Origin of the sequence: Kaistella solincola, assembly GCF_000812875.1 — a bacterium.
Taxonomy (GTDB): domain Bacteria; phylum Bacteroidota; class Bacteroidia; order Flavobacteriales; family Weeksellaceae; genus Kaistella; species Kaistella solincola.
On the sequence record NZ_JSYK01000003.1, the window covers coordinates 1 to 19,295 of the forward strand.

Sequence of the window (19,295 nt, forward strand, 5' to 3'; positions counted from 1 at the left end):
ATTACCCGTAGATTTATTGCCTAATTATGGCACTCGACAGTGCAACTACGGTTGTCTCTTTGTGAACGTTTTTATCGATTTTTTATAAGCATTACGCTTTGAGCTATAAGCTTTATGCTTATGGCCTACAGCTAAAAGCTAATACCAATTTTAGGGTGGTTTTAGCAGAGGGGCTCACCTGTTCCCATTCCGAACACAGAAGTTAAGCCCTCTAGCGCCGATGGTACTGCGAAAGCGGGAGAGTAGGTCGCCGCCAGTTTTTTTAAACCTCATACATTTATTTGTATGAGGTTTTTTTGTGCTTGGAAATGAGAGGAAAGAACCACGAGTACAGGAGACAGAGGAAAGTAAGAAACAAAGGTAAAAAAGAGCTAAGGATTATATTAGTAAATAAATGCGCGATAAACTTGATACTGCTTTATTCTGGAATTGAAAATACTAAAATCCAAAAAAAAAAGCCTTTTAGCAGCGAATTTTTTCATTGAATCGAAGATATAAGAATTTGGTGGAATTTGTCATAACCTGCTGCGTTTACTTTTCTCAATTTAATGTTTTAAGCAAAAAGCAAAAAATCAGCTTTTTAGCAGCGAATATTTTTCCTACGGAAAATCATGCCGAATGTTTTATATAAGAAGCGGCAGCCAGACTTCTAGCCCCGATGGTAGCGGCATCCCCCGGCGAGGCCGTGTCCGAAGCCGGGGATATAGCGGACAGCGGGTTGTAATCTTCTACGAAGCGGAAAATGTGGTTGCTCCTAAAATCTGCTCAAAACGCCCCAATGGATCTTCGTGTCACTGAATTTTATTGGATTTCCAAATTGGTTGCCGTTCGAGATTTGAAAACTCATCAAGCCGATTGGTAAAACGAAATTAAAGCCCAGACCGAAACTGTAAATTTTTGGTTTCAGATTCAGGCTTCGGTTTTGGAACTCACCGTACTGCCCGAAAACATCGAAAAACGCCTGGTTTCCCACTAAATATCGGTATTCCGCCGTGCCGTAATAATAAAGGTCTGCAAACAGCGATTTTTCATTAAAGCCCCGAAAAGAATTCCAGCCGCCGAAGCGCAACAGCTCGTTGGCTGCAAAACCGTTTTTCGAATTCAAGAAAGCTCCTTCAGCATTTAGATTTAAATAATGATTGTCCTTTAGGTGAAAATTTCGCTCAGCCGAAACAAGAAAATGTGCCTGTGCACCAGCCAATTTTTCGCCGCCATATTTCGCTGAAACATAATCTGCTTCAAATTCTAGCCGCGATTTGTACAAAAACAAATCTATATCCGTCGGTTCCTGAAACTGATACCAAAGTCCAATCCCGTTTTTATTAAAATCTTTTCCTTGAACGTAGGTGGAATCAATGACAGTAGAAGTTTCAAAAGTACCACGAACGCCGATTTTCTGGTTATTTTTGAAATTCAAATAAAATGCTGGTGTCAGTTTTACTGTTGCGTAGGTGGAATCCTGACGGAAAATATTTAGCTTAAAATCTACGCCAATATTGCTTTTGAAAAGATAAGGAACATCGGTTTGCAAATCGAAAGTCTGTCCTTTGTCGGGATTTCTTTGCCAGAAAATATTTATGGTTTCAAAAGCGTTGAAAATATTTCTGAGATTTAAATTTAAGCTGCCATTAAAGGTAAATTTTTCGCTTTTGTCATTTCCAAAACCGATAACACCATCAAAGCTGTTGGATTTCTTCTTCTGTAAAAACAGGTAAATGTCTGTAGAGTCTTTGGTGAAAAGTGTTTGCGGTGGTTTTTCCAGCGTGAAAAATTCGTGGTTTTGCAGAGAACGGTTTAAATCAGAAAGTATTTTTTCATCGTAAACCTTACCAACATAATCATTTTCTAAATTTTTCACAAAGCGAGACGGCACATTTTCGTAGCCTTTCAGTACAATTTTATCAACTTTTCGCTGCGAATTTTTTAAAACAGAAATTTCCACCGCCGGAAAACCGTTTTCCATTCCCCGGAATTTCGATTTTACCCGATTAAAAATATAGCCCTTTTTTCGGTAATTTTCGCTGAATTCTTTTTTTAAAGAATCAAGGTTTTTAGTGAAAAATTCATTTTTAAGTTTTAAATCAGCTTGAATTTCTGGCGAAACCGAAACAAAAGCTTCATTAAAATTCTTGCCTTTATCGAAATATATTTCGGTATGATTTGATTCTTTTTTTACGTTTACAACTTTGGTAAAATAAAAATTATTTTGGGCTAAAGAGTCCAGGAAATTCACCGCAGCAGCTGAATCTTTAACCACAATTGTTTTCTGCGTTTGTACGTCAAGGAGCCGGAATTCCTTATTTTGCGCTTGAAGATAAGCACAGAAAAAAAGCACGAAAAAAGGCAGAATTTTTTTCAAAAAGCAGGTATTTTTACAAAACGGAAAATTGGCAATTTTAGTCGGTTTTGCGCGGAATTTTTTATCTTTATAAAATTAACTTTTTTAATTGAAAACGCGGTATTTTGGCGGCTGATCATTGTAAATGTATGAAGAAAATCGGTTTGTTTTTTGGCAGTTTTAATCCCATCCATATTGGTCATTTGATTTTGGCGAATTACATCCTTGAAAACACGGATATGGATGAACTGTGGTTTGTGGTGAGTCCGCAAAATCCTTTCAAGGAAAAGAAATCCTTGCTGAAAGATCATAACCGTTTGGATATGGTACAGCTGGCGGTAAAAAATTACCCGAAAATGCGCGCTTCAAATATCGAGTTTTCTCTGCCAATTCCGAGTTATACGATAGACACGCTGTCATATTTAAAGGAAAAGCATCCGGATTATAATTTTGCTTTAATTATGGGCGAAGACAATCTGAAAAGTTTAAGCAAATGGAAGAATGCGGAAACAATGATTGAAAATTATCAGATTATCGTATATCCGCGGCTTACCAGCGGTTTACCGGAAAACGCGCCTGTTCACCCGAATATCTCTTTAATTAAGGCTCCGATCATCGAACTTTCTGCCACCGAAATCCGAAATATGCTGAAAGACGGGAAAAATGTGCGACCGATGTTGCCGCCGGAAGTTTTCGAATATCTGGACGGCAGCAACTTTTACCGCTAAGGGTTTCTGGTGTGCTGATTTTTAATTTCTTAAGTTTGCACTTCAAGCTAAAACTGCTTTTTCTTATGAACTTTATCGAGAATTTTTTTGCCAAATATAGCCGCGAGCAGCTCATCAAATGGTTTAAACAGATTTGTGTTGCGGAAGCTATTTCCTGCTTTTTGCTGTATTGCGTCGCGATGGTGTGGAAGCGTTACGACCAGGATGGACTTTTGCCAACCATATTCATTATTATCGTAGGAAACATTCACGGATTGTTTTTCACGCTGTATTTATTTTTGATTATTGAAGCGCGAAAAATATATTCCTGGGATGATGAAGACACAGTTTTCGCTGTTCTAGCGGCATTCTTTCCATTTGCAACGATTTGGGTTGATAAAAAATTAGCACGTTTTAACCGCGAATAAATTCCAACTAAATTATATTTAAAAATATTTGCCGCTAAAAGCGGCTTTTTTTTGGTCTTATGTTACAGCAATTACCTTAAAAAATTCCGCTTGTTTCCTGGTTTTTTCTCAAAATGGCCTTTTTGGACAACTACATTTTGTTAAAACCTTCAGCAAAAAGCATAATTTTTTGACCGTTATTTCACCCAATTTTTCCTTTTTTCATTTTTGTTTAAAATTTAATTAAGTGATAAACAATTACTTAATTAAATTAAAAACATTTTATTACTACTTTGTATTGCATAATACTAAAAGTTTTATATATCTTTGCAATGTAAGATTCAAGAAAACTAATACCTGAAAGATAGAAGGAAGCAAAACTTATAACCAAATCGCAAAAACTAATACCACCGCTTCCTTCTTCTTTTTTTTTAAACTAAAACCATGAAAAAACTTATTATTTCACTTTCGTTGCTTACAGGTTTTGTCGCCTTTGCACAACAAAACCCGAAAAAAGACACCGTAAAAACCGAAAATATAAAGGAAATTACGATGACCAAAAAGATCTTCAAAAAAGAAAGCGACCGTTTTGTTTTCGATGTGGCAGCTTCGCCGCAGGCGAAAGGAAATACCGCATTTGGTCTTTTGAAAGAAACTCCACTTGTTTCGTCAACCGATGATAAAACATTGAAAATTGCCGGAAAATCTAATGCTGTAATTTTCATCGACGGTCGTGTAACCCAAATGGATGCGGAATCTTTGGTTGCTTTCCTGAAAAATACGCCTGCTGAAAACATACAGAAAATCGAGGTGATTACCGTGCCCGGAAGTGAATATAAAGTGGAATCTTCCGACGGAATCATCAATATCGTGCTGAAAAAGAAAAGCAGCAACGGGCTGAACGGAAATCTACGCCTAAATAACGAGCAAAATTATCACAATGCAGCGGCCGCCGGCATCAGCTTGAATTACCGCAAAGACAAACTTGGTGTAAACGCCAATTTTAACGGCAGCGAAAACATCCGCGAGCAATATTATATTTTGCGAAACGGAAATGCTTCTGCCGCAAACAGAACTGAAGGAAACCTTACCGACCCCAACCAAAATCTTGGCGGTTATTTGAATCTGGATTACCAAATTAATGACAATAACAGTGTGGGACTTACTTTCAATTCGCGCGCGAACAGAAGTTACGGTTCCAAAGCAAATCTTTTCAATACAAATACGGATCTTACCAGCGGTGAAACCGATTATTCTTTAACCAAAAGCGAAGAAAATGCACGTTCTTACAACAATTCCCTCAACTTAAATTACGAATTGAAAACCGATACTTTAGGAAGTAAATTAAATTTAAATGCCGCCGGTTTGCTGTACCGTAGATTCCAGACTTCAGAAAACTTTACCATTTTAGCCGATAAAAACCAAAACCAGGTTGAAAATTTATTGAAGATAATGCAGGCGCAGCCGCAGCTTATCGACAATTTTTCTGCAACTGCAGATTATATTCAGAAATTTAAAAAAGATTTCACAGTATCCGTCGGTGGAAATTTTAACAATACGAAAACTGATAACGACACGAAATACAATTCTTTTGATTACAGAAGCGGAAATTCTGCAAGTATGCCGAATCATTTTCTTTACGATGAAAGTATTTTCGGTGGTTACGTTACGGTGGACAAAGTATTTTCACCAAAATTTTCAGCGAAAGCCGGCGCCCGCTATGAGCTGACTACGAGCGAAGGTAGATCTGATAACGCGCAGGACGAAAATCTGCGAAACATTAAACGTGATTACGACAAACTTTTGCCATATTTAAGTCTTAATTACACCATCAACGAAAAAAATACACTTTCTTACGCTTTTTCCAGCAGAATGAGAAGACCAAGTTTTTGGGAGCTAAATCCGGTAAAAAATGTGCTGACGGAATTTAATTATATCCAGAACAACCCGTTTGTAAAAGCTTCTTCGGTTTACACGCACGAGCTGACGTACATGTTTAAAAACTCTTATTTTCTGATTTTAAACCACAGTTTAACCAAAGACCAAATCACGCAGGTGCCTTTACAGGGTGTAATTGATGGGAAAAACCAGCTCCGGTACATCCGCACAAATTTCGGTGACAAGCAGGAAATGAGCGCAATGATCGGTATGCAGAAAAGCTTTTTCAAAGGTTATCTGACTTCCAATTTCAACATCGGCGTTCAAAGAAATGTTAATGACGGAAATCTGGACACAGATCCACTAACCGGCGATGTTTTCCCGATGTATGAAAACCATATTGCGTCCAACAGCTTGCTGATCCAAACTAATAATAATATTCGCCTTGATGAAAAAAAGACCTGGTTTTTGGGAGTAAATTATTTTTATGTGGATAAGCAGCAAATAGAACTCGGTCAGCTGAACAGTTTGATGAGTTTAGATTTGAACCTGAAAAAACTGTGGAATGAGTGGACCTTTTCGTTGGGTGTTAATGATGTTTTGAAAACCAATAAAGTGGTTATCGAAGATTTGCAAAGCAATGGAAACTACAATTTCATCGACCAAAACCAGTATAACCAAGGCGTGGAACTTACCATCGTATATAATTTCGGAAACCAAAAGGTGAAAAAAGTACGAAACATTGAAAGCGCCGACAAAGACATTAAATCCAGAACTAATTAAATTATTTCCCTTTATTTAACTAAATTTTTTTCGCAAAAAAACCCTTAGAATTTTCTAAGGGTTTTTCGTTATTTTAAAAAAAATGGTCAATTCTTCGGCAAAAAAACTTCTGCCAACATGCAGCGTGCGCTTCCGCCGCCGTTAATTTCAATCGTACTCAAATCTGAATAGATGATTTCGCAATACTTTTCAATTTTCGCGATTTGCTGCGGTGTTAAGGATTTATACGCGGTTTCGCTCATCACCAAAAACTGTTTCCCCTCGATATTTTTCACCTGAAGCATATTTCCGGCAAATTGCTGCATTTGATCTTCAGAAATTTCAATCAGCTCTTTATTGGTTGTTTTAATGATTTCCTGCACTTTTTCACGCTCCATTTCATTGTCGATGCAGTCCAGGCAAATTACAACAAACTGTTCTGCGACACACATCATGACATTGGTATGATAAATCGGAAAACGCTCATTTTCAACGTTTTGATAGGAATGAAAAATTACCGGCTTATAGTCGTATTTTTTGCAAAATTCCCGGAACAGTTCCTCGTCAAGACGCAAAGAAACCGAGCCGTACGCGATTCGGTAATCGTGATCGAAAATCATGCTTCCGGTTCCTTCCAGAAATTTATTTTCGTTTTCAGCAGAAGACCTGTCATCGATTTCGGTAATGACAAAATTTTCGTCTTTTACAGCTTCCAAAACTTCTTTACGTCTTTCAACGCGGCGGTTTGGTGCAAACATCGGGTACAGCGCCACGCGGCCGTCCTGGTGAAAACTCACCCAGTTATTTGGGAAAATAGAGTCCGGCGAATGCGGTTCCAAAGTATCTTTTACCACAATAACATTCACGCCTTTTTCGCGGAGTTTTTCGGCAAAAGCATTAAATTCTTCCAAAGCTTTCTGCTGTGTAGAATCGTTCTCGAAATTTACCTGGAAATAATTATTTTCGGCGGTTTCAGAATTAAAACCAAAAGCAACTGGTTCGATCATCAAAACCGTATCGGTTGTCTGCATAAATATTTTAATTTTGAGCAAATTTAACATTTCAAAATGACTGGGCTCCATCCGTTTTGCAATATTTTGCGTAAATTAGTTAAATTCAAAAAAATGCCACAAAAAGCAGGGAATTTTTAGAAATCGAAGTTCAAAAAATTACCTGAAAAAGCACGGAATTTTTAAAGATGTAAACTTAAAAAATTACTGGAAATGCAGCGAATTTTCCGAAAGCTAAATTGAAAAAATTACCCGTTTAAACCCCGAAAAAATGCTGGAAATTGCCTGCTTTGAAATTACTTCCGCGGAAATCGCGCTTCAGTCCATGGCGGACAGAATTGAATTCTGTGCTGATATTTCGCGCGGTGGCACCACACCCGATTTTTATGAATTTCTGCATTTAAAGAAAACGTATTCCACACCAATTTATGTGATGATTCGCCCGAAAGGGGGCAATTTTTATTACACCGCGCACGAATTTTTGCAGATGAAAAACAGCATCATCAGTTTCAAAGAAGGTGGCGCCGACGGGTTGGTTTTCGGGATTCTGGACGCGCACAACGAGATCGATGAAAGGAAAAACCGCGAATTGCTGGAACTTGCGGGCGATACGCCGTGTACTTTTCACCGCGCTTTTGACCGGACTTCAGATCTGGAAAAATCCATCGAAACTTTAATTAAACTCGGTTTCCGAACGGTACTGACTTCAGGTGGAAAAAAAACAGCCTTGGAAGGGCAAGAAAATCTAAAGAATCTTATCGAGAAATATCAGCATAAAATCGAAATTTTAATCGGCGGCGGCGTGCGTTCGGAAAATCTCGCGGAAATCCGAAAATTTACGGGCGGCATGAGTTTTCATTCCTCCGCGATTTTGAAATACGATTCTTTTGTTTCCGCGGAAGAAATCAGCAGGTTGAAGCAGCTTTCTTCTTAATTATTCGCGTACAAGCGGCAAAGTGGAGCATCTTAAAAGTCCGCCCATTTTAGAAATTTCGCGATACGGGATTTCTTCAACCGTCATTCCCCATTCTTCGCGCAAATGCTTATTCATTCGCGTAAATGCTTTGTCGGAAACCACAACTTCCGGCGAAATAGAAAAAATATTGGGGCACATTTCGAACATTTCTTCATCGGTTACGTGGAAGCAATTTTCTTCACCGAAAATATCCAGAATCAACATGTAGTCGCTTTCGTCCACAAAACCATCTTTGTAGATAATGCATTTGTCCTTACCAACCGGATTAAAAGTGCAGTCCAAATGCAGAATTCCCTGGTAAGGTTCGCGGTCATTTTTTTTGAGTTCAAAATCGAGAATTCGTTTTTTCGGGAAATATTCCTTTAAAATTTCAATGGCGTATTCGTTTGTCCGCGCGGTTTTGAAATTGCGGTAATCCTGAGAGAAGCACGTTCCAATGAACAGGAAATCGTTCCAGACAATGACGTCGCCGCCTTCAACATGCGCGGTGTCCGGCAAATTAATGATGTCGCGCCATTTTACTTTTTCAAAAATTTTCCTATAGGCGTCCTGCTCATCAGCGCGGTCTGCAATTACGTTTGAAATAATCATTTTATCATCAATCACAAAAGCAACGTCGCGCGCAAAAACCTGGTTGTAATCCGGAATTACTTCGGGTTGAAAAACCTGGACATTGTATTTTCTCAGCACTTTTTCAAACTCCGACATTTCGTAAATAATCTCTTTTTCTGAGGGATAAATTCCGTTCAGAATAGAATGATAAGATTTTGCATCGTAACTATCATCAATAATTGGGACGGCGCCCAAGGATTTGGGTTGCCCTAGAACAACAGATTTCAGCGTGCCGGTTTCATTCTTTATATTGAGTTTCATCGAAATAAATTTGGATTTTGGTAATAAATTTTTTCTGCCAAGATGGTCCCAAATATACTAAGAATAGCGGCGTGGCACAAATGAGCTGAAAATATTTCAAAGCAGTTGTGACGAGAACTTCGATAAACTCTTAAAGAACATTTAAAATCCCTCAATTCCTGTTAAATAATGGTTAAAGTTGAAACAAAGGATTTTTTCCATATACTCATTTAGCATTAAATTTGTTAACCTTACAGGGAAAATTACATTCAAACAATTAAATGACAATGAAAAATACTTTTAAAAAACTGATTCCGTATGCTTTGGTTGGTGTAATGTCTGGTGCCACCACAGTTGGCGCACTTACTTACTTTAATGAAGCCAACGGGAATTCAGATTTCTCTTATTTTGCTCCGAAAAATTCCAATGCTCAATATGCTGCTTTCAACATGACAGGCGTGGGCGATGATTTCGTAAAAGCTGCCAAAATGACAGTTCCGGCGGTGGTGAGCATTAAAAATTTCTCCGCTGCAAAGGCTCGTGGAAGCGAGCAGGATTTATTCGACTTGTTTTTCGGTAATCCAAGACCGCAGCAGCAAACTCCACCACCGAACATGCCGACAGGTATGGGTTCGGGAGTTATTATTTCGCCAGACGGATACATTATTTCAAACAACCACGTGATTGCGGGTGCTAATAAACTGGAAGTTGTACTTTCTAACAAGAAATCTTATGTCGCAACGTTGGTGGGAACTGATCCGACAACAGACATCGCGCTTTTGAAAATTGAAGAAAAAGGTTTGCCTTATTTAAATTTCGCAAATTCCGATAATGTTGATGTTGGTCAGTGGGTGCTTGCAGTTGGAAACCCGATGGGATTAAATTCTACCGTTACGGCAGGTATTGTTTCTGCGAAAGGCAGAAGTATTGATTTGCTGAGCCAAAATTCCAGAACACCAATTGAAAGTTTTATCCAAACGGATGCTGCCATTAATCCTGGAAACTCCGGTGGTGCATTGGTAAATCCGAATGGTGAATTAATTGGAATTAACTCCGCTATTTCATCAAAAACAGGTTATTATGAAGGTTACGGATTTGCAGTGCCAGCGAATTTGGCCAGAAAAGTGGTAGAAGATATTAAGAAATTTGGTCTCGTACAGCGCGGATTTTTAGGTGTGCTTTCACTGGATTTATCGGACTCGCAGGCAGTTGCAGCTTATAACAGAGAGAAAAAAACCAATCTGAAAGAAGGTAACGGCGTTTACCTCATCGAAGTGGTAGAAAAGGGCGGTGCAGAACTGGCAGGATTAAGAAATGGTGACATCATTACCCAGGTTGATAATACACCGGTTTCAAGTTATTTCGACCTTTCTTATGCTGTAGGCAGCAAAAGACCTGGTGATAAAGTTCTCGTAACTTATATTAGAAATGGTAAAACCAATACCGTAAACGTAACTTTGCGTGACCAGCAGGGTGGAACGGCGCTGAGAAGTAAAGCTGATTTATCCGTTACCGAAAAAATCGGTGCTGAGTTTGAACCTTTAAGCGAAAAGTACAAGACCAGTTACGGCCTGAACAGCGGCGTCATTGCAAAAAATGTTCAAAGTGGAAGCGAAATGGCAAACATCGGTGTTGTAGATAATTATATTGTAATTGAGGTGAACGGCAAACCTGTAAATTCGCAGAAAGATATCGAAAAGCAGCTTCAGTCTTACAAAGGAAATGTACAGATAAAGTACGTAGACGAATATGGTAGAATTACCACTCGCGGTTTTAAAATGCCGTAGAGATAAAATATTCTTAAAACTAAAACGCAACAGTTATCTGTTGCGTTTTTTTATTTTAGTTTGAGCTTACGTTCGCGGCGTTTTTTCCGGTTATAAATAACTTCGGTAATTTTTCCACCAATCCAAGAAAAAGGAAAAAACGTAAGGAATATGAGAATTTTATAAAAAGTAGGGTGATACGGGAAAATAATAATATCAAGCATCGCCATAAATAACAGGATAAAACCGATTAAAATCGCATAAGCTACTTTCGCGTACTTTACGATAATTGCAGTAACCACGCCACCAACCGTTGCAGCAATTCCCGAAGATATCAGTAAAGCCACAAAAAAGTACGGTTTATGCTCCATTTTTTCCAGCAAAGATTTCCAGTGCTGAAAAGGCGCAAATTCGTCGTACGTGATCCACGCAGAATTCAGGCGGATGCCGATAGAGATTAATAATCCCGCAACAGCCAGCCCAGTGAGAACTGCAAATGTATTCCGAAGGAAATTCATTTAAAATTGATGTGCGATCATCGAAATTTCAATTTCTACATTTCTCGGAAGGCAGGAAACCTGAACTGTTTCGCGCGCCGGGTAATTGTCAGCATCAAGGTATGAAGCGTAAATTTCATTCATTGCTGCAAAATCATCCATATTTTTCAAAAAAATCGTAGATTTTACTACATTTTTAAAGCTAAGCCCGGCTTCGGTTAAAATGAATTCCAGATTTTTCATCACCTGATGTGTCGCCTTCTCAATTCCTTCTTCAATCTTTCCCGATTCGTTATTAAAGGGTATTTGCCCCGAAACATAAAGGATTCCGTTTATTAAATTGGCTTGAGAATAAGGCCCGATTGCCGCCGGCGCTTTATCAGTTGATATAATTTTTTTCATTTTTCTTTAGGCTTTTGGCAAATATAAAACTTATGTTTTATTAAATAAAATTAAAAAGGTGCGTTTGGTTGTGTAAAGCTGCGGTCTTTGTATTTCAGCGCATCACGTAGAATATTGGCTTTAATGCCGATAAAGAAATCATACACTTTGTATTGTCCGTAAGGAATCCAATTGAAGTTGATGGTGAAACTTCGTTGATCGCGCGAGAAGCCGATTTGCGTATTCGCAATTTCTTTGGTGATGATATCGTAATAAAGATTTCCGGTTAAATTCCAGTACGGTGTCAGGCGGATGCTACCATCTAAACCAAGCGACGCCACGTTATTCCCGAAACGGGTTAAACTTCTAGTATAGCCGTATTGCGCATTGATGTTTAAAGACCACGGCTGCAGAAACCGCGCATAGTTGTCCTCATCAAAATAGTAGCTTTCATTACGGATTTCTCCTTTCTTTTTGTACTTTTTTGCGGGTTCTTCGCGTTCACCAAAAATCGCTTCACTCAGCGGATAAGAAAGCTGCGCATTAAAGCCCTGAATGCTGAAATGTCCGAATCTTTCCGTCCGTATGCCCGTATCTTCACCTGGAGCAAATACAATCTGATAAGGTTCTAAGGTTAAACTCGTGTTCAGATTCAGTTTTTCAAACAAAGTAGTTTGCCCGTTGAAACTGAAAATTGACCATTTGTATTTTGGTGCTGCAAAATTATAGCTGGTGTTGAAAGTAAGACTTTCGAATATTTTTAATTTTTTAACGCCTGTAGAGTCCTTTTTTGACTTTATTTTCATCTCCAGATTATTGTTGATGGAAAAGTTCAAGGCTTGCACAAGTCCGGAGTTTGGTGAACCTACAATTCCGCGGTCAAAAATCGAGTAGGGCGTCATTTCACCTCTGTCGCTGTAATAATTTTTATAATATCCAAAAGACGGCGCAGAAAAATCCGGTGAATAACTGAAGCTGATCTGCGGCGTCATCATGTGACGGATTGCCTGAATTTTTGCATCTTTTTTAAAGTTCAGCATTCCGTATAAAACCGTCTGCAAACTCGCGCTGGTGGAAAATGAAGAATAACCTGCGATTTTATTATTTAAAACATCAACCACTTTATTACTGAGCGGATTGTAACTTCGGGTTAAAGTTTTGGTCGTTAAAGCATTATCAATATTTGCTGATACCGAAAAAGTGAAATACTTCGCAAGCGTGGTATTGGTGCCTAATGAGATATTGTTTTTAAGTCCGGTCTGCATTTTATCCCACATCGCTTTGGTGAAAAGTTCGCCCTCATCGGTCTGCACGTAATTATTTAAATTTAATCCGGTATTTACCGTAATATTTTCCAAAAGTCCCTGGCGGATTCCGTTTTTAGGTTTGAAAAGATAAAACTGGTTAATCGCTACATTCAAAACCGGTAATTTCAGATCAGCTAAACCGGTAGAAAAATTTTGGGAGTAAGAGGAAGTTCCAGTAATTGTAACCGGCAGCGTCAAAAATCTTTTAACAATACTTATTGATGAATTCTGCTGCGCGTTGAGGTTATTCTGGTTAAAAGCGTAATTATTATTTACGGTATTGTTGTAAAATTTACTGCTTACCACATCCACCGACGCGGAAAATGTTAGAAACGGATTGGCTTTAGAATCCTGCTGATGACGCCAGGCAATTCGATAGGTTCCGGTTTTCGAATAATCGCTTAAACCTTTGATGCCACGCACCGTGGTACCGATGTCTGCAGAAAAATTACCGGTATATTTATAGTTTTTTTTGTAATTAACTTCAGGCCGCAGATTCCAGCTTCCTTTGGTGTAAATGTCCGCCAGAATTTTCACATCGAAATGTTCACCAATCGGCTGATAATATCCGAGGGAATTCAGATAAAAGCCAACGTCTTCGCGCTCGCCAAAACTTGGAATTAAAATTCCGGCGCTTCTTTTATCCGAAAAAGGCAAAATAGCAAACGGCATAATAAGCGGCGTTGGAACCTGCTCTATATAAAGCTGAATTGGCCCGGTAATTACCTGCGATTTATTTTGACCTTTAATCAGCTTAATATTTGGCGCCAATAGATAATAATCGGCGATGGTATCTTTTTTCTTGATGAAATATTCGTCGGTTGTATATTTCCCGCGGCGCATAAAAAAAACCGAATCGTTATACTTTTTGGTTTTTTCAGCAACTATTACCCCTTCACTTTCCTCGGTTCGGGCATTGAAAGCAATTGCCTGACGCGTTTTAATATTATAAGTAAACTCGTCGTATTCGTAGGTTTTTCCACCCTGAACGGCAATAGCAGGTTTGGTGATTTTTCCCAAAGAATCAATCTCACCACGCGCGAAAACGAGTGATTTGTTCCAGTCAATTGAAATATAGTCAGCGGAAATGCTTAAATCCTGATAATTTACCTGCGCATTTTTGTTCAGGTAAGTCATCTTTTTCGGGATGTCGTTTCGTATTCTATCCGCCTTGGTTTTCACCACGGCTTCCAGTTGCTCTTTGGGCAAAACAATGGTGTCCTGCCTTGCAATGGTATCATTAACTATCTTATTTCCAGCCAAATTTTGAGCCCCAAGATGTGCTAAAAAATTGTTAAAAATTAGGATAATTAAAATTAGTGGTATATTTTTGAAGCCAGTTTTGACCAAAGTGCTTGATATAAGTTGGCGTCAAAATTAATATAATTTTTAAAATTTACAGATGATTACGTATAGTTTTTCGTTTAAAAAATATTTCCCCTTATTTTTCTGTTTTTTCTTTTTTCTCCCTCAAGCCCAAAAAAAATTCACCCTCGTACTGGACGCCGGACACGGCGGAAGCGATCACGGCGCAAACCGCTATTATAGCGAAACCGGCACGCTACGTGAAAAAGATGTGACCTTAGCAGTGGTGCTGAAATTAGGCAGAATGCTTGAAAAAAATAAAGACTTTAAAATAATTTACACCCGAAAAATTGATGAATATCCGTCGCTGACGGCGCGCACAACGCTTGCAAACCGCAGCAAAGCAGATTTATTCCTTTCAGTTCACTGCAATGCCAACGAAAGAACTTCGCCGTACGGAACCGAAACTTTTGTGCAGGGACCCGACCAGAACAAAACCAACCTGGAAGTTGCAAAAGCTGAAAACGACGTAATTTATCTCGACGAAAAAGACCGAGAAACCTTCGCTTCTTACGACCCAAAATCCATGGAATCGCTGATTGCGCTAAAAATTCAGCAAAGTAAATATCTCGAAAGCAGTTTGCTTATTGGGAGTTTCATAGAAAATAATTTTGAAAAGAAAGACAAACGTTTGTCCCGTGGTGTAAAACAGCAAAATTTGCACGTTTTAAGGCTGAATGCGATGCCTTCGGTACTTATAGAAACCGGTTTCATCAGTAATCATGACGAAGCGATGTATTTGGCTTCTGATAAAGGTCAGGACGAGATCGCGGAAAGTATTTACGATGCGATCATCAGTTATAAAAAAGCAATAGACAGAAACGGCGGCGGTTATAATGAACCGAAAATTGTAGAAAAACCTGCCGAAAAGCCGTTAAAAAATGATTTCCGGATTTTGCTGATGTCTTCACCGATGAAATATAACAGCGGAGATCCTGCGCTGAAAGGTTTGAATTACGTTCTTCCAATCAAAGAAAACAACCTGTACAAATATTATTACAGCGTCACCAATCTCGCTTCGGTACGCGATAATAACCTGGAAACAGCGAAAGATGCCGGCTTCAAAAACGCGACTTCCATTTCATTTGTTCCGAACCAGCGGCTGGGAATTGGCTCTTATACGCTGGAAGTGGCTGTAAGCAACCAAAAGCTCAGCGCAAATTCTTACCTGTTAAATACATTAAAAAATGTAACCCGTGTTAAGGAAAATGGTAAGTTTTATTATACCTACGGGAAATTTGCAACTTTGGAGGAAGCGGTGAAAACGCAGAAAGAACTGGAGGAAAAGGGAGTTAAAAATACCACGATCCAAAAACTTTCCAAATAAAGCCGAAAGAGTGTTGCAGGTTTAAAACATAATTAATATTTTTGCAGTCCTCAAAGCAAAGGCCTATTCGTCTAGTGGTAAGGACTCAAGATTTTCAGTCTTGCGACAGGGGTTCGATTCCCCTATAGGCTACAAAACTGAAATTTTGAAAAGTTTGTAAATAATATTTTGTAATCAAAAAAAGATTTTATATCTTTGCACCCAAGTTTTTAGAAAGATATGGCAAATCATAAATCAGCTCTGAAAAGAATCAGACAAAGCGAAAAGAAAAGATTAAGAAACAGATACTATCACAAGACTGCAAGAACAGCTTTGAAAGTATTCAGAAGTGAGGAGGATAAAGCTGCTGCCGCATTACAGTTGCCATCAGTAATTTCTTTGTTGGATAAATTGGTGAAGAAAAACATCATCCACAAGAACAAAGCTGCCAACTTGAAAAGCAAATTGACTAAGCACGTTAATAATTTAGCGTAAACAATATACAAGACGCACTGGCCCGTTCGTCTATCGGTTAGGACCTCAGGTTTTCATCCTGGTAAGAGGGGTTCGACTCCCCTACGGGCTACTTAACTTCCGAAATTAATTTTTCGGAAGTTTTTTTGTGTGCTATAAAGCGTAGAACTTAGAGTGTAAAGCAAGGAAAAAGTGCTAATTCTTTGCTGGAAAAAATTCCGTGCTAAAAGGGCATTTTTTTTTCGTTTTTCAATTATGCCGTTATATTTTCGGTTTCCTGCAGTGATTTCAGCTTTTCCATTTCCTTCTCCTTTTCTTTTTCGTAAAGTTTTGCAGCGCTCCATTTCGCGTGACGCGACGGTTTTATGGAATAACCTTTCTTCAGCGAATAAATTTTGGTGAATTCTGCCCCGAAAAATATCAGCATACAGGAATAATTAATCCACATCATAATCAGGATGATGGTTCCCGCTTTCCCAAAGGTCGACGTAGGCTTTAATTCTGCGAAATATAAACCAAGCAGAAATTTACCGATGGTGAACAGAACGGCGGTTAGAATCGCGCCCGTCCACACCGCTTTCCAGGAAATTTCCACATCAGGCAAAACTTTAAACATAAACGCGAAAACGGCGACAACCAAAAGGAAGCCCAGCACATAATCTATAACTTCCATTAAAAGATAGGTTTCAAGCCCGAGTTTCATCGTAATAAAATTATTCAGTAAACTGATGAGCGACGTCAGAATCATCGTAATCATCAGCAAAAAACCAATCACCAAAATCATCCCGAGTGAATTTGCGCGGTCAAGCAGAAATTTAATTAAAGCTTTTCTCGGCGCGGCTTCCACGTCCCAAAGTGTATTCAACGATCTTTGAAGGTGAAAGAAAATGGTTGTAGCACCGTACACCAATGAAAATATTCCCACGATTTTCATGAAAATATTTTCTTTGTCAATCAGCGCGCTTGCAATCATTTCTTCAATACTTTTAGCCGCGTCAGAACCCATCATTCCGCTGATCTGGTCTCCAATCTGCCCACGAATGGCTTCCTGACCGAAAAAATATCCCGCAATCCAAATGATGATAATCAAAAGTCCGGGAATGGAAAATATAGCGTAATACGCCAAACTAGCGGAATCGCTGGTTGCGTTGCTTTTGTTCCATTCGGTGAAGGTTTCCTTTAAAGAATCCCAGAAAAAACTTATATTTTTCATCTTTTTAATGTTTTAGAACCGAAAGCTGAGGTTCTGAATTGATAAATTTTCAGCTCACAGAGATTATTGAAGCAAAAATCGCGGCAAAGGCGTTGCCAAAATTGAAGTCGATATTATTTGAAAAAAATATTTTTAAAGTTTAAGTTTAGAAAATTCAAAAAAAAATGCCTTTAAAGCAGGTAGAATTTGCAAAGCGCAACGAGCTGTTAAACGATTTTGATGCTAAATCTGCTTATATTTGTAAAAAGCTAAAAATGAAAATTTTAATAGTAAACGGCCCGAATTTAAATCTTTTGGGCACGCGCGAACCCGATATTTACGGAAATGTTTCGATGGAAGAATATTTAAATCAGCTTGAAAACAAATTTCCGGAACACGAAATTTCCTACTACCAATCCAATATTGAAGGTGAGCTCATCGACCGTTTGCAAAAAGATGATTTTGAAGCTTTAATCATTAATCCGGGCGCTTTTACGCATTATTCTTACGCGATTGCAGATTGTCTGAAAAACATTTCGCGGCAAAAAATCGAGGTTCACATCAGCAATATTTATCAGCGCGAAGAATTTCGTCAGAAATCTGTAACGGCGGTCAATTCAAACGGAATTATCAGCGGTTTTGGACTAAAAGGGTATACGCTTGCGATTTTAAGTTTAAATTCAAATTAAAAAAATTGGTCATGAAAACGGCATTTTTTTTCATTTTAGCTTTTTCATTTTTCTTTCCTTTTTCGGGAAGTTCGCAAACAAAAGATCCGCGCTATCAGCCGAAAGAGTATGTGGAAATCACACATCCGGATTGGAGCAAAAATGCCACGATCTACGAAGCAAATATCCGCCAATACACGCCCGAAGGAACTTTTAAAGCTTTTGAAAGTCATTTGCCACGGCTGAAAAATATGGGTGTGGACATCATTTGGCTCATGCCGATTCATCCGATCGGTGAACTGAACCGCAAAGGAAAACTGGGTAGCTATTACTCGGTAAAAGATTTTAAAGCCATTAATCCTGAATTCGGAACGATGAAAGACTTTCAGCATTTGGTGGATAAAATTCATTCGCTGGGAATGTACGTCATCATCGATTGGGTTGGCAATCATTCCGCCTGGGACAATCCTTTAGCAAAAGAGCATCCGGAGTGGTATACGAAAACGCGCGAAGGCAAATTTCAGCCAACGCCGTGGTATGACTGGGATGATGTCATCGATTTTGATTACGACAATCCGGACCTGCGAAAATATATGACCGATGCGCTGAAATTTTGGGTGAAAGAAACCAATATCGACGGTTACCGCGCCGATGTTGCCGGTTTTATGCCGGTAGATTTCTGGGAAAATGCGCGCGCAGAATTGGATCAGATCAAGCCGGTTTTTATGTTGGCGGAATGGGAAAGCCGCGATTTGTACAAAAAATCGTTTGACATGACGTATTCCTGGTCTTTGTGGAATGAAATGAAAGTCGCCGTGAACCAGCAAAAATTAGGTGGTTTGGTGGAATATCTTGCGCACGATGTAAGCACGGTTCCGCGTAATGCGTATCGAATGACATTTACTGATAATCATGACAAAAATTCCTGGGAAGGAAATCCGTATCTGAATTTTGGACCAGGCTTAAAAACTGCAATCGTTATGACCGGCGTGGTGAACGGAATGCCGCTTTGCTACAGCGGTCAGGAAGCGGGTTTGAATAGAAGTCTGAAGTTTTTCGAAAAAGATCCGATTGAATGGAAGCAAGAAGAAAACGGTGAAATCTTCACAAAACTATTCCATTTAAAACACAAAAATAAGGCGCTTTGGAACGGAAAATTTGGTGGTGAAATGATTCGCGTGGTGAATGATCATCAGGACCAGATTATTTCTTTTTACCGAGAAATGGAAAAAGATGCCGTTTTGCCGGTATTAAATTTTTCCGACAAAACGATGGAAGTAAATTTAAACACCATTTATTTTCAGGGAAAATATAAAGAACTTTTTACCGGTAAAATCTATAATATTTCCGGAAATACCACTTTGAAGCTGGAACCGTGGGCATATTTGGTTTTGGTGAAGGAAAACTAA

General features: G+C 38.8%; 16 protein-coding genes, 2 tRNA genes and 1 rRNA gene. 12 read left to right on the forward strand and 7 right to left on the reverse strand.

The features are described 5' to 3' along the window. Positions 1–151: 151 nt before the first annotated feature. A 5S ribosomal RNA gene (rrf, locus tag OA84_RS04060) occupies positions 152–259 on the forward strand. A gap of 495 nt (positions 260–754) precedes the next feature. Here rrf and OA84_RS04065 read toward each other — a convergent pair. After that, entirely contained in the window at positions 755–2,359 is a 1,605-nt protein-coding gene (locus tag OA84_RS04065) for a BamA/TamA family outer membrane protein (protein ID WP_039342852.1), read from the reverse strand. Positions 2,360–2,487: 128 nt separating this feature from the next. Between OA84_RS04065 and nadD the strand changes: the two genes are divergently transcribed. The 3 genes from nadD (at position 2,488) to OA84_RS04085 (ending at position 6,113) form a co-directional block, all read left to right on the forward strand. After that, positions 2,488–3,066: a nicotinate (nicotinamide) nucleotide adenylyltransferase gene (gene nadD, locus OA84_RS04070; protein WP_039342854.1), complete on the forward strand. Its 579-nt coding sequence runs from the start codon at positions 2,488–2,490 to the stop codon at positions 3,064–3,066. Between the two features lie 65 nt (positions 3,067–3,131). Beyond that, complete coding sequence (locus tag OA84_RS04075; protein WP_039342855.1) at positions 3,132–3,473, forward strand: DUF3817 domain-containing protein; 342 nt, start codon at positions 3,132–3,134, stop codon at positions 3,471–3,473. Positions 3,474–3,896: 423 nt separating this feature from the next. Continuing rightward, the gene (locus OA84_RS04085; RefSeq protein ID WP_039342859.1) at positions 3,897–6,113 is read left to right on the forward strand and encodes a TonB-dependent receptor domain-containing protein; all 2,217 of its coding nucleotides are present in this window, start codon (positions 3,897–3,899) and stop codon (positions 6,111–6,113) included. An 86-nt stretch (positions 6,114–6,199) separates the two neighbouring features. Here the strand turns inward: OA84_RS04085 and ctlX are convergent, their stop codons facing one another. Then, a complete protein-coding gene (ctlX, locus tag OA84_RS04090) occupies positions 6,200–7,123 on the reverse strand; it encodes a citrulline utilization hydrolase CtlX (RefSeq protein WP_039345637.1) in 924 nt (307 codons plus the stop codon). Between the two features lie 250 nt (positions 7,124–7,373). Here ctlX and OA84_RS04095 point away from each other — a divergent pair, with 250 nt between their 5' ends. After that, positions 7,374–8,036 carry a copper homeostasis protein CutC gene (locus OA84_RS04095; protein WP_039342860.1) on the forward strand — a complete coding sequence of 221 codons (663 nt, stop codon included), beginning with the start codon at positions 7,374–7,376 and terminating at the stop codon, positions 8,034–8,036. Here OA84_RS04095 and OA84_RS04100 read toward each other — a convergent pair whose 3' ends face one another. After that, positions 8,037–8,951: a dimethylarginine dimethylaminohydrolase family protein gene (locus OA84_RS04100; RefSeq protein ID WP_039342862.1), complete on the reverse strand. Its 915-nt coding sequence runs from the start codon at positions 8,949–8,951 to the stop codon at positions 8,037–8,039. It abuts the gene before it with no gap. Positions 8,952–9,217: 266 nt separating this feature from the next. On the opposite strand from OA84_RS04100, the gene OA84_RS04105 reads away from it, so the two are divergent. Next, a complete protein-coding gene (locus OA84_RS04105; RefSeq protein WP_039345640.1) occupies positions 9,218–10,717 on the forward strand; it encodes a trypsin-like peptidase domain-containing protein in 1,500 nt (499 codons plus the stop codon). A 50-nt stretch (positions 10,718–10,767) separates the two neighbouring features. On the opposite strand, the gene OA84_RS04110 is transcribed toward OA84_RS04105, so the two are convergent. The 3 genes from OA84_RS04110 to OA84_RS04120 are packed head-to-tail and all read right to left on the reverse strand — an operon-like array spanning position 10,768 to position 14,231. Then, the gene (locus tag OA84_RS04110) at positions 10,768–11,214 is read right to left on the reverse strand and encodes a hypothetical protein (RefSeq protein ID WP_039342865.1); all 447 of its coding nucleotides are present in this window, start codon (positions 11,212–11,214) and stop codon (positions 10,768–10,770) included. Further along, on the reverse strand, positions 11,215–11,595 hold the full coding sequence (locus OA84_RS04115; RefSeq protein ID WP_039342868.1) for a RidA family protein: 381 nt from the start codon (positions 11,593–11,595) through the stop codon (positions 11,215–11,217). 50 nt (positions 11,596–11,645) lie between these two features. After that, the gene (locus tag OA84_RS04120) at positions 11,646–14,231 is read right to left on the reverse strand and encodes a putative LPS assembly protein LptD (protein ID WP_156965037.1); all 2,586 of its coding nucleotides are present in this window, start codon (positions 14,229–14,231) and stop codon (positions 11,646–11,648) included. Positions 14,232–14,283: 52 nt separating this feature from the next. Here OA84_RS04120 and OA84_RS04125 point away from each other — a divergent pair, with 52 nt between their 5' ends. The 4 genes from OA84_RS04125 (at position 14,284) to OA84_RS04140 (ending at position 16,138) form a co-directional block, all read left to right on the forward strand. Beyond that, complete coding sequence (locus OA84_RS04125; protein WP_039342872.1) at positions 14,284–15,573, forward strand: N-acetylmuramoyl-L-alanine amidase family protein; 1,290 nt, start codon at positions 14,284–14,286, stop codon at positions 15,571–15,573. A gap of 60 nt (positions 15,574–15,633) precedes the next feature. Continuing rightward, positions 15,634–15,705 (forward strand) — tRNA-Glu (locus OA84_RS04130). Positions 15,706–15,792: 87 nt separating this feature from the next. Next, positions 15,793–16,047 carry a 30S ribosomal protein S20 gene (rpsT, locus tag OA84_RS04135; RefSeq protein ID WP_039342874.1) on the forward strand — a complete coding sequence of 85 codons (255 nt, stop codon included), beginning with the start codon at positions 15,793–15,795 and terminating at the stop codon, positions 16,045–16,047. 19 nt (positions 16,048–16,066) lie between these two features. Next, positions 16,067–16,138 (forward strand) — tRNA-Glu (locus OA84_RS04140). 141 nt (positions 16,139–16,279) lie between these two features. Here the strand turns inward: OA84_RS04140 and OA84_RS04145 are convergent. Further along, entirely contained in the window at positions 16,280–17,239 is a 960-nt protein-coding gene (locus OA84_RS04145) for a YihY/virulence factor BrkB family protein (RefSeq protein WP_039342878.1), read from the reverse strand. Between the two features lie 254 nt (positions 17,240–17,493). Between OA84_RS04145 and OA84_RS04150 the strand changes: the two genes are divergently transcribed. Further along, positions 17,494–17,907, forward strand: coding sequence for a type II 3-dehydroquinate dehydratase (locus tag OA84_RS04150; RefSeq protein WP_039345643.1), 414 nt, complete (start codon positions 17,494–17,496; stop codon positions 17,905–17,907). Positions 17,908–17,918: 11 nt separating this feature from the next. Then, positions 17,919–19,295, forward strand: a complete 1,377-nt coding sequence (locus tag OA84_RS04155; protein WP_039342881.1) for an alpha-amylase family glycosyl hydrolase — start codon at positions 17,919–17,921, stop codon at positions 19,293–19,295.